The 13634-nt window shown below is 74.5% G+C and carries 12 protein-coding genes; 8 read left to right on the top strand and 4 right to left on the bottom strand.

Features of this window, described 5'->3' with window-relative positions:
- The first annotated feature begins 10 nt into the window (after positions 1 to 10).
- The 5 genes from ACIQVT_RS29785 to ACIQVT_RS29765 all read left to right on the top strand — a co-directional run bounded on the left by ACIQVT_RS29785 (position 11) and on the right by ACIQVT_RS29765 (position 5511).
- Entirely contained in the window at positions 11 to 1387 is a 1377-nt protein-coding gene (locus tag ACIQVT_RS29785) for a sensor histidine kinase (protein ID WP_403760824.1), read from the top strand.
- On the top strand, positions 1384 to 2130 hold the full coding sequence (locus ACIQVT_RS29780) for a response regulator (protein ID WP_403760821.1): 747 nt from the start codon (positions 1384 to 1386) through the stop codon (positions 2128 to 2130). Before ACIQVT_RS29785 ends, ACIQVT_RS29780 begins: the two co-directional genes overlap by 4 nt.
- An 87-nt stretch (positions 2131 to 2217) precedes the next feature.
- A complete protein-coding gene (locus tag ACIQVT_RS29775) occupies positions 2218 to 3564 on the top strand; it encodes a sensor histidine kinase (RefSeq protein ID WP_403760817.1) in 1347 nt (448 codons plus the stop codon).
- Positions 3561 to 4226 carry a response regulator gene (locus tag ACIQVT_RS29770; protein ID WP_403760814.1) on the top strand — a complete coding sequence of 222 codons (666 nt, stop codon included), beginning with the start codon at positions 3561 to 3563 and terminating at the stop codon, positions 4224 to 4226. Before ACIQVT_RS29775 ends, ACIQVT_RS29770 begins: the two co-directional genes overlap by 4 nt.
- Positions 4227 to 4290: 64 nt before the next feature.
- The gene (locus tag ACIQVT_RS29765) at positions 4291 to 5511 is read left to right on the top strand and encodes a cytochrome P450 (RefSeq protein ID WP_403760811.1); all 1221 of its coding nucleotides are present in this window, start codon (positions 4291 to 4293) and stop codon (positions 5509 to 5511) included.
- A gap of 25 nt (positions 5512 to 5536) precedes the next feature.
- On the opposite strand, the gene ACIQVT_RS29760 is transcribed toward ACIQVT_RS29765, so the two are convergent.
- Positions 5537 to 6409: a diacylglycerol kinase gene (locus ACIQVT_RS29760; protein WP_403760808.1), complete on the bottom strand. Its 873-nt coding sequence runs from the start codon at positions 6407 to 6409 to the stop codon at positions 5537 to 5539.
- Positions 6410 to 6606: 197 nt separating this feature from the next.
- On the opposite strand from ACIQVT_RS29760, the gene ACIQVT_RS29755 reads away from it, so the two are divergent.
- Together ACIQVT_RS29755 and ACIQVT_RS29750 are read left to right on the top strand one after the other, a co-directional pair.
- On the top strand, positions 6607 to 7890 hold the full coding sequence (locus tag ACIQVT_RS29755) for an adenylosuccinate synthase (protein WP_403760805.1): 1284 nt from the start codon (positions 6607 to 6609) through the stop codon (positions 7888 to 7890).
- A gap of 113 nt (positions 7891 to 8003) precedes the next feature.
- On the top strand, positions 8004 to 8231 hold the full coding sequence (locus ACIQVT_RS29750; RefSeq protein ID WP_403760802.1) for a hypothetical protein: 228 nt from the start codon (positions 8004 to 8006) through the stop codon (positions 8229 to 8231).
- 16 nt (positions 8232 to 8247) lie between these two features.
- On the opposite strand, the gene ACIQVT_RS29745 is transcribed toward ACIQVT_RS29750, so the two are convergent.
- The 3 genes from ACIQVT_RS29745 to ACIQVT_RS29735 all read right to left on the bottom strand — a co-directional run bounded on the left by ACIQVT_RS29745 (position 8248) and on the right by ACIQVT_RS29735 (position 11204).
- Positions 8248 to 8898 (bottom strand): hypothetical protein, encoded by a 651-nt coding sequence (locus ACIQVT_RS29745; protein ID WP_403760799.1) that lies wholly within the window; start codon positions 8896 to 8898, stop codon positions 8248 to 8250.
- A gap of 108 nt (positions 8899 to 9006) precedes the next feature.
- Positions 9007 to 9702, bottom strand: a complete 696-nt coding sequence (locus tag ACIQVT_RS29740) for a GntR family transcriptional regulator (RefSeq protein ID WP_403760796.1) — start codon at positions 9700 to 9702, stop codon at positions 9007 to 9009.
- Between the two features lie 146 nt (positions 9703 to 9848).
- On the bottom strand, positions 9849 to 11204 hold the full coding sequence (locus ACIQVT_RS29735) for an aspartate aminotransferase family protein (protein WP_403760793.1): 1356 nt from the start codon (positions 11202 to 11204) through the stop codon (positions 9849 to 9851).
- Positions 11205 to 11412: 208 nt separating this feature from the next.
- On the opposite strand from ACIQVT_RS29735, the gene ACIQVT_RS29730 reads away from it, so the two are divergent.
- The gene (locus ACIQVT_RS29730) at positions 11413 to 13425 is read left to right on the top strand and encodes a protein kinase (protein ID WP_403760791.1); all 2013 of its coding nucleotides are present in this window, start codon (positions 11413 to 11415) and stop codon (positions 13423 to 13425) included.
- The last annotated feature ends 209 nt before the right edge of the window (positions 13426 to 13634 follow it).

Genomic DNA, 13634 nt, shown 5'->3' with positions numbered 1-13634 from the left:
GGTGGGGCGCGTGACGGGAACGGGGGGCCGCCGGGTGCTCGTGGTGCTCACCGGCTGGGCCGGGCGCCGGCTGCGGGTGCTGCGCGACGACCTGCTGACCGTCCGGCCCGATCCGCTGCCCGTGTCGGTGTGGACGCGCTGGCTGCCGCACGGCCTGCTGTGCCTGGCCGCGTTCGGGATCACGCTCGGTGACGCGGCGCAGCTCGGGGACAACGGGCACCTGGCCCCCTGGCCCGCCCTGCTGATCGCCCTCGCCGCGGGCGGTGCGGTCGTCCTCGCGCTGTGGCGGCCCGTCGCGGCCTGGTGGCTGTCGATGGCCGGGACCTTGCTGGGCGCCGTCGCGGTCCACGGGCGGCTGGGCTCCGTGCCCGGGCCGGCGTTCACCTGGCCCTGGACCGCGGCGGGCGTCATCGCGCACCTGCTCGTCCTGCTGCTGCTCGCCCTGCGGGTGCGCACCCGGGCGGCGGTCGAGGCGCTGGCCCTGACCGCGCTGCTCACCTACCTGCTGGAGGGGGTGTGGGGCGGGGGCCGCTATCAGCCCACCGGGATCATCGCCGTGGTGCTGTCCACGGTCGTCGTGGTGCTCGGCAGCGCCCTGCGCGGCCGCCGCGAGGCCCGCGCCCAGCTCGTCGAGCAGACCACCCTCACCGCCGAGGAACGGGGCCGCCGCACCCTGCTGGAGGAGCGCAACCGCATCGCGCGCGAGCTGCACGACGTGGTCGCGCACCACATGTCGGTCATCTCCATCCAGGCCCAGGTGGCACCGCACCTCGTGGAGCGGCCGCCGCCGGAGCTGGTCGAGAACCTGGCGGGCATCCGGCAGAACGCGCTGGAGGCGCTCACCGAGCTGCGCCGGGTGCTCGGCGTCCTGCGCTCGGAGAACCCCGAGGACCCGTACGGGCTGGGGAACCCCGGCGCCGGTACGGCCCCCGACGCCCCGCAGCCCACGCTGGACCGGCTCGACGCGCTGATCGAGAACACCCGCGCCGCGGGCCTGGACGTGACCAGCGAGGTCACGGGCAGGGCCCGCCCCTACGCCCCTGGGGTGGAGCTGTCGGCGTACCGGATCGTGCAGGAGGCGCTGAGCAACGCCCTACGGCACGCCCCGGGCTCCCGGGTGCGGGTGGAGGTCGCCCACCTCAGGGGCGGGGTGCGGCTGGCCGTGACCAACTCCCGCCCCCGGCACCCCGTCCCGCCCTCCGCGGGAGCCGGGCACGGGCTGCTCGGCATGCGCGAGCGGGCGGCGATGCTCGGCGGTACCGTCACGGCGGCCGGCACCCCGGCCGGCGGCTTCGCCGTGTCGGCCTTCCTCCCCCGCGACGGCACACCGTCCACGGCCCCGGCCACCCCGACCGTCCCCACCCCGTCAGGAGAACCATCCGCATGACGAGCGGCACCAACGGCACCACTGGCACCAACGGCACCACTGGCACCAACGGCACCAGTGGCACCGACCGCACCGGCGGCACCATCCGGGTGCTCATCGCCGACGACCAGCAGATGGTCCGGCAGGGCTTCACCGTGCTGCTCGACACCCAGCCGGACATCGAGGTCGTCGGGCAGGCGGTGGACGGCCGGGAGGCGATCGACGGGGTCGCCGAACTGACCCCGGACGTCGTCCTGATGGACATCCGCATGCCCGTACTCGGCGGCATCGAGGCGACCCGCCGCATCACCGCGGACCACCCGGACATCAGGGTGCTGATGCTGACCACCTTCGACCTGGACGAGTACGTGTACGAGGCCCTGCGCGCGGGCGCCTCCGGCTTCCTCCTCAAGGACGCCTCCGCCGACCAGCTCGCCCAGGCGGTCCGGGTGGTGGCGGCCGGCGACGCGCTGCTGGCGCCCGGGATCACCCGCCGGCTGATAGCCGAGTTCTCCCGGCTGGACGGCGCCCCCCGGCCCCCGCTCCGGCAGCGCGTCGGCGCCCTGACCGACCGGGAGACGGAGGTGCTGTCGCTCATCGCCCAGGGCCTGTCGAACGCGGAGATCGCCGGGCGGCTGGTGGTGGCCGAACAGACCGTGAAGACGCACGTGGGCCGCATCCTGGTGAAACTGGGGCTGCGGGACCGCACCCAGGCGGCGGTCTTCGCCTACGAGTCCGGCCTGGTCCGCCCCTCCGCCCACTGACTTCGCCCCCGTAGTACTTCCGGCGGACGACGAAGGCCCGCCTCGCTGGTGACGACCGAGCCGCCGGTCGCGCCTACCGTTTCCCGGGTGACAGAGACGACGCACACGCAGACCACGAGGCCGCCCGTGGCCGGCAGGCCCCGCAGCCCGGAGTTCCGGGCCGCCGCGGAAGCGCTGCGCGGGCTGAGGCAGGACCTGTTCCACCACGCCTTCGCCTACCGGCCACTGCCCCCCGCCGGCGTGGACGGCCCGCTGATCCGGCACCTGCCGGGCCGGGCGCGCGCCCACGCGGCCTGGGCGCCGCACGCGCTGGTGACGGCCGGCGGGCTGGTGGCCATGGTCCTCGGGCTGTTCCACACCGGGTCGGGCGGCCCGTCCATCTTCGGTGGGCTGCTGGCCCTGGGCCCGGTCCTGCTGACGCTGGTACGCCCGGTCGGCGCGTTCTGGGTGTCGCTCGCGGCGACCAGCGCCACCTCCCTGCTCGGCGCCAGCTGGGGCAGCTGGCCGTGGCTGCCGGGCAGCTTCGTGTCCCACCTGCTGGTGCTCGTGGTCGTGGCGGCCCGCACCCGCCCCCGCACGGCGGCCTGGATGTGGGCACTGACCACCCTGTACGGCGTGTGGGCCGACGCGGTGTTCGGCTGGGAGCACGACGGCAACGGCGTGGGCCCGATGCCGGTCGTCTCCGCGCTGGCCCTGCTGGCCGTCGCCGTCCGGCAGATCCGCCGGGAGGCCCAGCGGGAGGTGACCGCGCAGCAGACGGTCACCGCGGTGGAGCGTTCGCGGCGCACGCTGCTGGAGGAGCGCACGACCATCGCACGCGAGCTGCACGACGTGGTCGCCCACCACATGTCGGTGGTGGCCATCCAGGCGGAGGCCGCGCCGTACCGGGTGGAGAACCCGCCACCGGAGCTGGAGAAGGCCTTCGTCACCATCCGGGAGAACGCGGTGGCGGCCCTCACCGAACTGCGCCGCGTGCTGGGCGTCGTGCGCGCGGAGGACTACGCGGCGCCGGACGCCCCGCAGCCCACCCTCGCCGACCTGGACGGACTGCTCGCCAACGTGCGGGAGGCCGGCCCGGACGTGACGCGGACGGTGACCGGGGCGGTGCGGGAGCTGCCGCAGGGTGTGGAGCTGTCGGCGTACCGGATCGTGCAGGAGGCGCTGAGCAACACGCTGCGGCACGCGCCCGGCGCGGACGCGCGGGTCGAGATCGCCTACGTCCTCGGCGGCCTGGGCCTGCGCGTCGTCAACGACCCGCCGCCGGCCCCGCACCTCGTGGAGCCCTCGCCCGGCGCCGGGCACGGCATCACGGGCATGCGCGAACGCGTCTCCATGCTGAACGGCGAGATGACGGCGGGCCCGACGGCCGACGGGGGCTACGAGGTCACGGTGTTCCTGCCGGTGCCGGCGGCCGCGATCGAGGGTGACGCATGACCATCCGGGTGCTGGTCGCCGACGACCAGATGATGGTGCGCGAGGGCTTCTCGGTCCTGCTGAACGCGATGCCGGACATCGAGGTCGTCGGCGAGGCGGTCAACGGCCGGGAGGCGGTCGGCGAGGTGCGGCGGCTCGCCCCGGACGTGGTGCTGATGGACATCCGCATGCCGGAGCTGAACGGCATCGAGGCGACCCGGGAGATCGTGGCCGCCGACGCGGCGGCGAAGGTGCTGGTGCTGACCACGTTCGACCTCGACGAGTACGTGTACCAGGCGCTGCGGGCGGGGGCCTCCGGCTTCCTGCTGAAGGACGCCTCCGCCCGGCAGCTGGCCGACGGTGTCCGGGTGGTGGCGGCCGGCGAGGCCCTGCTCGCCCCCTCGGTCACCCGGCGGCTGATCACCGAGTTCTCCCGGCTGTCCGAGACACCGCGCCTGATGCCGTCGGCGCGGGCGGCGTACGGGGAGCTGACGGAACGCGAGACGGAGGTGCTGGTCCTGATCGCCCAGGGGCTGTCCAACGCGGAGATCGCCGCCCGGCTGGTCGTGGCGGAGTCGACGATCAAGACGCACGTCAGCCGCGTGCTGGTGAAACTCGGCCTCCGGGACCGCACCCAGGCGGCGGTGTTCGCGTACGAGGCACGGCTGGTGACCCCCGGCTGACCGCCCCGCGCCCGGCCGGGGCGCGCCTCTGGCCGGATGCCGCGCCGCGCGCTAGCGTCCCCGCATGGCAGGCCCCACCGACCTCGCGTTCGACCCCTGGGACCCGGCGTTCGTCGCGGACCCCTACCCGGCCTACGCGGAGCTGCGGGCCCGCGGCCGGGTGATCCGCTACGAGCCGACCGACCAGTGGCTGGTCCCGCACCACGCGGACGTCTCGGCGCTGCTGCGCGACCGCCGCCTCGGCCGCACCTACCGGCACCGCTTCTCGCACGAGGAGTTCGGCCGGAGCGCGCCGCCACCGGAGCACGAGCCGTTCCACACCCTCAACGACCACGGGATGCTCGACCTGGAGCCGCCGGACCACACCCGGATCAGGCGCCTGGTGTCGAAGGCGTTCACCCCGCGCACGGTGGAGCGGCTGGAGCCGTACGTGCGCCGGCTGGCGGACGACCTGGTCGCCGGCCTCGTCCGCCGGGGCGGCGGCGACCTGCTGACGGACGTGGCGGAACCGCTGCCGGTCGCGGTGATCGCCGAGATGCTCGGCGTCCCGGAGGCGGACCGCGATCGGCTGCGCCCCTGGTCCGCGGCGATCTGCGGGATGTACGAGCTGAATCCGACGCCCGAGACGGCCGCCCGGGCGGTACGGGCGTCGGTGGAGTTCTCCGGCTACCTGCGCGACCTGATCGCGGCCCGTCGCGAGCGGCCGGGGGAGGACCTGGTCTCCGGGCTGATCGCGGCGCACGACGAGGACGACCGCCTCACCGAGCAGGAGATGATCTCCACGGTGGTGCTGCTCCTCAACGCCGGCCACGAGGCCACCGTCAACGCCACCGTGAACAGCTGGTGGGCCCTGTTCCGCGCGCCGGCGCAGCTGGCGGCCCTGCGCGCCGACCACCTGCTGATCCCGACGGCGGTCGAGGAGCTGCTGCGCCACGACACCCCGCTCCAGCTCTTCGAACGCTGGGTGCTGGACGACATCGAGATCGGCGGCACCACGATCCCCCGTGGCGCGGAGGTCGCCCTGCTCTTCGGCTCCGCCAACCACGACCCGGCCGTCTTCGCCGACCCCGGCCGCCTCGACCTCACCCGCCGGGACAACCCGCACGTCTCCTTCGGCGCCGGCATCCACTACTGCATCGGCGCCCCGCTGGCCCGCATGGAACTGACCGCGTCCCTGTCGGCGCTGCTGCGGCGGGCCCCCACGCTGACCCTGACGGCACCGCCGGAGCGCACGCCGGGCTTCGTGATCCGGGGGCTGCGGGGCCTGGACGTGGAGGTCGGCTGAGCCCGGCCGACGGACGGGCGCCGGGTCAGGCGTCCGCCACCGCGGCTGCCTCGCCGGCGGGGGCGCGGCGGGGCAGGACCAGCCCCCACGCCCCCTCCTCCACCCGCCAGGTCCGCCGCCGTACCGGCCCCGACACGGCCGTGTCCGCCCGGTAGCGGAAGTCCGCGCCGGTGACCGTCACCGTGCGGCCGGAGGTCAGCAGCGGGGTCGCCGCCGCGCCCACCGACAGCGGGCGGACCTCCACCTGGGCCACTCCGCGGCAGCCCGGCGTCACCGAGACGGTCTCCACCGGCTGGTCCAGGTCCACGAGCGTCTCGCCGTCGACCTCCACCCGCAGCCGCGTGGGCCCCGGGGCGGGTACGGCGGGGAGCCGGAGCGGACGCGAGGCCAGCGGGCGCACCAGGGAGCGGTACCAGGGCCGGCCCAGCAGCACGTGCACCGGCGGGGCGGCGCCGGCCCGCACCGGCGCCGGCGGGATGCCCAGCGCGCCCAGCACCACCCCGTCGCTGTCGTCCACCAGCAGGTCCAGCCGCCGTTCCGCGCCGTCCAGCACGGCCCGCGCCGCCGCCACCGTGCCCCGCGGCACCCCGAGCGACTCGGCGAGCGCGCCGTCCCCGACCGGCACCACCGACAGGGCGCATCCGGCCAGCTCCCGTCGCCGGTGCAGCAGGGCGACGGTGCGCGCCAGGGCCCGGCCGTCGCCGATCACCACCGGCCGCCGCGACCCCCTTCGGCCGAGTGCGCGGGCGAATTCCTCCGGCCCCTCCGGCAGACACACCTTGGCCGCCGCACCCGCGCTGAGCACGTCTTTCGCGATCCGCACGGACTCCCCGTCCGTCTGCCGTGCCGCCGGATCGATGATCACCAGCAGCTGATCGGACGTCGCGAAAGTCGCCACCTCGGTCCTGCCTCGCTTCCTCGGGTAGCATCTTTGTGCAAGAGCCCCTTGCGCTATTGCGCCAGGGGCTTCGTCTATTCCGGGGCATCCGGTCCGACGGTTGTGCGACCAACGGCGGTCGCTGTGGCACGCGGCGGTGAACCTTACGCCCAAGCCCCCGACCTTGGACATGCCCCGCCCGGAAGGGGTGTACGCGCGTGCCCGCACTTGTGCTGCTCGGTGCTCAGTGGGGTGACGAAGGCAAGGGAAAGGCGACGGACCTGCTCGGTGGCTCCGTCGACTATGTGGTGCGATACCAGGGTGGCAACAACGCCGGCCACACGGTGGTCGTCGGCGACCAGAAGTACGCACTGCACCTCCTTCCTTCCGGAATCCTGTCGCCCGGCTGTACGCCGGTCATCGGTAACGGTGTCGTCGTCGACCCGTCGGTCCTGCTCTCCGAGCTGAGCGGTCTGAACGAGCGTGGCGTTGACACGTCCAAGCTCCTGATCAGCGGTAACGCGCATGTCATCACGCCGTACAACGTGACGGTCGACAAGGTGACGGAACGCTTCCTCGGCAAGCGCAAGATCGGTACCACCGGTCGCGGCATCGGCCCGACCTACGCGGACAAGATCAACCGCGTGGGCATCCGGGTCCAGGACCTGTACGACGAGTCGATCCTCACCCAGAAGGTGGAGGCGGCCCTCGACGTCAAGAACCAGATCCTCACCAAGCTCTACAACCGGCGCGCCATCGCCGTCGACCAGGTCGTCGAGGAGCTGCTGACGTACGCGGAGAAGCTCGCGCCGTACGTCGCCGACACCGTGCTGGTGCTGAACCAGGCGCTGGAGGACGACAAGGTCGTCCTGTTCGAGGGCGGCCAGGGCACGCTCCTCGACATCGACCACGGTACGTACCCCTTCGTCACCTCCTCCAACCCGACCGCGGGCGGCGCCTGCACCGGCGCCGGCGTGGGCCCGACGAAGATCAGCCGCGTGATCGGCATCCTCAAGGCCTACACGACCCGTGTCGGCGCCGGCCCGTTCCCGACGGAGCTGTTCGACGAGGACGGCGAGGCGCTGCGCCGCATCGGCGGCGAGCGGGGCGTCACCACCGGCCGCGACCGCCGCTGCGGCTGGTTCGACGCGGTCATCGCCCGCTACGCGACCCGCGTGAACGGCCTGACCGACTTCTTCCTCACCAAGCTGGACGTGCTGACCGGCTGGGAGCAGATCCCGGTCTGCGTGGCGTACGAGATCGACGGCAGGCGCGTCGAGGAACTCCCGTACTCGCAGACCGACTTCCACCACGCGAAGCCGGTCTACGAGTCGCTGCCGGGCTGGTCGGAGGACATCACCGGGGCGAAGTCCTTCTCCGACCTGCCGAAGAACGCGCAGAACTACGTCAAGGCGCTGGAGGAGATGTCCGGCGCCCCGATCTCCGCGATCGGCGTGGGCCCGGGTCGCGACGAGACGATCGAGATCAACTCGTTCCTCTAGTCCGTCCCACCGGTCCGTCCAGCCGGTCCGTTCCGCGGCAGCGCCCGCCGGCCCGTCCCTCCCGGGGCGGCCGGCGGGCGCCGCCGTGTCCGCGCACGGTGCACAATCGAGGTATGGGCGTCCACCGGAACGCACGATGCCGGGGCCCGTACGGCGGTGAGGGGGACCGGGCCGGCGGCACGGACTGCTCCGACCCGGCCGTCTTCGAGATCGTCCGCCACGACAGGCCGCCCCTGCGGGTGTGCCCGGTGCACCTGGGTCCCTCGCTGCTGTTGGCGAGCGGGGTGCTGTGGCCCCCGGTGATCCACCTCATCGGCCGGGTGCCCGGCCTGCGGCCGTAGCCGTGGGTGACACGCCTCAGCTGAACACGATCATCGAGCCCTGGGCCAGCGAGCGGGTCGCCGCCGCGTGCAGGCCCAGCCAGACGTGGCGTTCGCGGGCGAAGGGACTGGGGTCGTAGGGGGCGGGGACGGCCGGTTCCTCCAGCTCCGTCGGACCGGCCGGCGGGGTGGGCGGCGCCGGGGGGTTCGCCGGGTCGATGCCGATGACCGGGGCGACGTGCTGGAGTTCGCGCAGCAGGGTCTGCGAGCTGCCCAGGGGGCCGCCGCCGGCGAGGAGTTCGTCGTTGGACAGCGGGTGCGGGAAGTCCACGGGGACGTACGCGCCCGCGTGGTCGTAGTGCCAGACCAGGTGCGACTGCTGCGCGGTCGTCTCGAACATCTCCAGCAACTGCTCGTAGTCCCCGCCGAGTTCGTCCACCGGCGTCACCGGCAGGCCGCAGACCTGGAGGAGGTGGGCGCGGCGCAGGAAGTGCAGTGCGTCGTAGTCGAACCCGGCGACCGGGGCGACGTCGCCGGAGAGCCCCGGCATGTACTGGTACACCGGCACCGGCGGCAGGCCGGCGTCGGCCAACGCCTTGTTGTACTGGGCGAGTTCCTCGGCGAAGGGGTTGTCCGGGGTGTGGCACAACACGTCCACGAGCGGTACCAGCCACAGGTCACAGGCCAAAAGAGGCTCCTCGCATCGGCAGGGGCGAAGGTCACGCACGACAGCAGGTGGTCAGGGCAGGGTAGTGCGTCCGGTCACGGGGCGGTCCCCGCGGGTCGTACCCGTCCCCTACCCGTCGGCCAGGTGTTCCAGCAGTGCCAGCGCGTGGGTGTTGGAGGCGGCCACGATCGCGCGCGCCGCCCGGGCCTCGCGGCGGGCCAGCGCGTCGACCAGCTCGGTGTGCCCCGCCCAGAGCCGGCCGCGCAGGTCGGGCAGGCGCAGCAGGTGCTGCACGGCGCAGACCCAGGACCGCACCCGCAGGCGGTGCAGGAAGTCGCCGAGGTAGGGGTTGCCGAACAGGGCGCTCAGCTCGCGCCAGAACCGCAGGTCGTAGCCGACGAGGACGGTGAGGTCCCCGGCGGCCGCGGCCCGCTGTGCCTCCTCGCCGCGGCGGCGCACGGTGGCCAGGGCGGCGGCCGTGCGCGGGTCGTCCGGCGGGGTGCGGAAGGCGGGGTGGTCCGCGACGAGGACCTGGAACATGCCGTCGGTGACCAGGCTGCGGGCCTCGATCATGTTCCGGTGGTCGGTGAGGGAGTACTCGGGCACGCGGAAACCGCGGTGCTGGTCGGCCTCCAGGATGCCCTGCGCCGACAGGTCGACCAGCGCCTCGCGGACGGGGGTGGCGGAGACGCCGTACTGGTCGGCTATCTCCTTGACGGTGAACGCCCGGCCCGGGCGCAGCCGCCCCGCCAGCACCTCGTCGCGGAGCGCGTCCGCGATCTGCTGGCGCAGGGTGCTGCGCGTCACGGCGCCGCTACCGGGCATGGTCCGTGCCTCTCCTCACAGGTCCGGGTGACGTACTCGCACGTGTGCGCGACGAGCGCGCGCACGTGTCACTCACGAGCACGTCACCTTACGCGTTCGGACCGGCCCGGCGGCAGCCTCGGCGCGGGCTCCGGGGGAGCCCGGCGTCACACCGTGTAGGTGTCGGCCACGGTCAGCGCGGCGTCGAGCGCGGCCAGCCCCTCCTTCAGCTCCGCCTCGGTGACGGTGCACGGCGGCACGATGTGCGTGCGGTTCATGTTCACGAATGGCCACAGGCCGTTCCGCTTGGCGGCGGCCGCGAACGCGGCCATCGGCGCGTTCTCCTCGCCGGCCGCGTTGTACGGCACCAGCGGCTCGCGGGTCTCCCTGCTGCGCACCAGCTCCAGCGCCCAGAACATGCCCACGCCGCGCACCTCGCCGACGCTCGGGTGCCGCTCCGCCAGCGCGGCGAGGGCGGGGCCGAGGACCGTCCGGCCGAGGTTCCGGGCGTTCTCGACGACGCCCTCCCGCTCCATCACGCCGATGGTGGCGACGGCGGCGGCGCAGGCCAGCGGGTGCCCGGAGTAGGTGAGGCCGCCGGGGTAGGGGCGCCGGGCGAAGGTCTCGGCGATCCGCGGCGAGATGGCCACACCGCCGAGCGGGACGTAACCGGAGTTCACGCCCTTGGCGAAGGTCATCAGGTCGGGCACGACACCGGCCAGGTCGGCGGCGAACCACTCGCCGGTCCGCCCGAACCCGGACATCACCTCGTCCAGGACGAAGACGATCCCGTACGTGTCGCACAGCTCGCGGACCCCGGCCAGGTAGCCGGGGGGCGGCACCATGATCCCGGCGGTGCCGGGGACGCTCTCCAGGACGATCGCGGCGATGGTGGCCGGCCCCTCGAAGCGGATCGTCGTCTCCAAGTGCTCCAGCGCCCGCGCGCACTCCTGCTCCTCGGTCTCCGCGTAGAAGCGGGAGCGATAGAGGAACGGGGCCCAGAAGCGGACGACGCCGGCGCTGCCGCTGTCGGAGGCCCAGCGGCGCGGGTCGCCGGTGAGGTTGACGGCCTGCTGGGTGCCGCCGTGGTACGAGCGGTAGGCGGAGAGCACCTTCGGGCGGCCCGTGTGCAGCCGGGCCATGCGCACCGCGTGCTCGACGGCGTCCGCGCCGCCGTTGGTGAAGAAGATCTTGTCCAGGTCGCCGGGGGTGCGACCGGCGATCAGCCGGGCCGCCTCCGAACGGGCCTCGACGGCGAACGCGGGCGCGAAGGTCGTCATCCTCCCGGCCTGCTCCTGGATCGCCGCGACGACCTCGGGATGCTGGTAGCCGATGTTGGTGAAGACGAGCCCGCTGGTGAAGTCCAGGTACCGCGTGCCGTCGTAGTCCCAGAAGTACGACCCCTCGGCGCCGGCGACGGCGAGCGGGTCGATGAGGTCCTGCGCGGACCAGGAGTGGAAGACGTGCGCGCGGTCCGCGGCCTTCACTGCGGCGCCGGCGTCGGGGCGGGGCTGAGGGGTCATGCGGCCGAGGGTAGGTGTCCGCGGTGCGGAAGGGGTATCGGCGTCCTGTTCCGTGGACGGCCGCAATACCCGACAGGTTGTCGACGCGCCGTCGGCGGACGGTCCCGGCGGCCCGTCGCGCGCCCGGGGACGGCGGCCCGTGCCGCCGCCGCGCCCCCCGCACTATTCTCGGTCCGTTGCGACCTATGGGGGGGAAGGCGGCGCGGGGATGGAGAAGCTGGGACCGGGGGACCCCCGGGAGATCGGGTCCTACCGGCTGCTGGCGCGGCTCGGCGCGGGCGGCATGGGGCAGGTGTTCCTGGCCCGGTCGGAACGGGGACGCACCGTCGCCGTGAAACTCGTCCGCGCGGAACTGGCCGCCCGGGAGGAGTTCCGGGCGCGGTTCCGGCAGGAGGTGCGGGCCGCGCGGCGCGTCGGCGGGTACTGGACCGCGCCCGTGCTCGACGCGGACACCGAGGCGCCCGTGCCGTGGGTGGCGACCGGGTACGTGGCCGGGCCGAGCCTCCAGCGGGTCGTCGGGCACGACCACGGGCCGCTGCCCGAGCGGTCGGTGCGGATCCTGGCGGCGGGCCTCGCGCACGCGCTGGAGGACATCCACGCGGCGGGGATCGTGCACCGGGACCTGAAACCGTCGAACGTGCTGGTGACCATCGACGGGCCACGCGTGATCGACTTCGGCATCGCGCGCGCCCTGGAGACGGCCACCGCCGCCGGGGAGGGGCTGACCCGGACCGGGTCGCTCGTCGGGTCGCCCGGGTTCATGGCGCCCGAGCAGGTCCGCGGGGACCGGATCACACCGGCCTGCGACGTGTTCTGCCTGGGGTCCGTGCTGGCCTACGCGGCGACCGGGGCGATGCCGTTCGGGAGCGCCGACAGCGGGGTGCACGCGCTGATGTTCCGGATCGCCCAGGAGGAGCCGGACCTGACGGGGGTCCCGGAGGGGATCGCCGACCTGGTCCGGGACTGCCTGCGCAAGGACCCCGGCGCGCGGCCCTCGCTGGACGCGGTCCTGGAGCGCACCGGGGCGCAGGAGACCGTGGCCGACGGGCGGTCCCGGGACCCCTGGCTGCCCGGCTCGCTCGTCGCGCAGCTGGGCCGGCACGCCGTACGGCTGCTGGAGACGGAGAGCCCGGAGGGCGGCGGTCCGGCGCCGGTGCCGTCCGACGCGGACGTGGGTGTCCGGGCGGACGATTTCCCGCTCGCGCCGCCCCGGCGGCAAGCGGGGACGACGCCGGACCGGGGTGCCGGTGCGGGCCGGGCGCCCTTCCCGGGCGCGGGCGCGTTCCCCGGGCAGGCAGCCGCCTCCCCCGAGCACGCCGCCGTGTCCGACGGTCCGCCGGCCCGGTCCGCCGGCCCGGTGCCGCCCGGAGGTGCCGGACACCCGCCCGCCGCGGTCACCGCCCCGGCGCTCCCGTCCGGCGCGCCGCCGGTGCCGCCCGGGTTCGGTGCCGCGCCCGACGCGTACGGGTCCGCGTACGGCTGTCCGCGGCAGCACCCCGGGCCCGCCGCCCACAGTCACCCGCAGCAGTCCGGCGCCGGGGGCTGGGGCGGCGCGCCGCAGCCGTACAACCCGTACGCCGGCGGCTCCGGGCACACCCCGCCGTACGGGCCGACGACCACCGGGATGCCGGCGGAGACGGAGCGGCGCAACGGCCGGTCCACCGCGCTGCTCGTCGTGATCGCCCTGGTCGTCGCGCTGGGCGCGGGCGGCTCGGTGTACGCGCTGATGAAGAACGGCGGTGCCCCCGACGGCAAGGGCGGCGGCACGGCCGGACCCGCCCCCACCGTCACCTCCGCGCCCCCGGTCACCTCCGGGGCGTCCACGCCGGGCACCGCCACGCCGTCGGCGTCCGGCTCCGCGGCGGGCGCGGTCCCGGACGCCTACCTGGGCTCCTGGCGGACCACCATCGACAACGCCGACGGCTCCCACACCCGCGAACTCACCATCCGCCAGGGCGGGGTGGGCGACGCCGTGCTGTCACTGGTCGCGGACGGGCCCACCGACGCCGGCGGGACGTACCACTGCGTCTTCACGGGCAGCCTCGCCGCGGAGCCCGGCACCGGCGGGCCCCTGGAGATCGGTCCCTCCACCGTCACCAGCGGCGCGCCCGCATCCTCCTGCTCGCCCGGCGAGGCCACCGAGGTCACCCTGCTGCCGGACGGCCGCCTGAAGCGCGCGAAGGCGGACGGCGGAGAAAGCCTGACCTACCGCAAGCAGTGATCGACGCCGCGAACTGTGAGACACCGGGGACTCCCAGCGGCGCCCGGTCCCGGGCTGGGCGACCTGTGGGTGACCGGGGATGGCCGGCGCGGCTCGGGTAGGCGCTGCGGGGTGCACCCGCCGCGCCGAGGTTGCCGCGTGTGGTGTCCGGCGGCCGTGCTCGACCGGAGTGCCACGCCGAGGACGCCGTCCTGGCCCCCCGGCAGCTT

The sequence above is a fragment of the Streptomyces sp. NPDC100445 genome (genome assembly GCF_044759735.1).
Lineage (GTDB): Bacteria > Actinomycetota > Actinomycetes > Streptomycetales > Streptomycetaceae > Streptomyces.
Note: the sequence above shows the minus strand (reverse complement) of the source record. Positions and strands in the feature narration are given on the sequence as shown.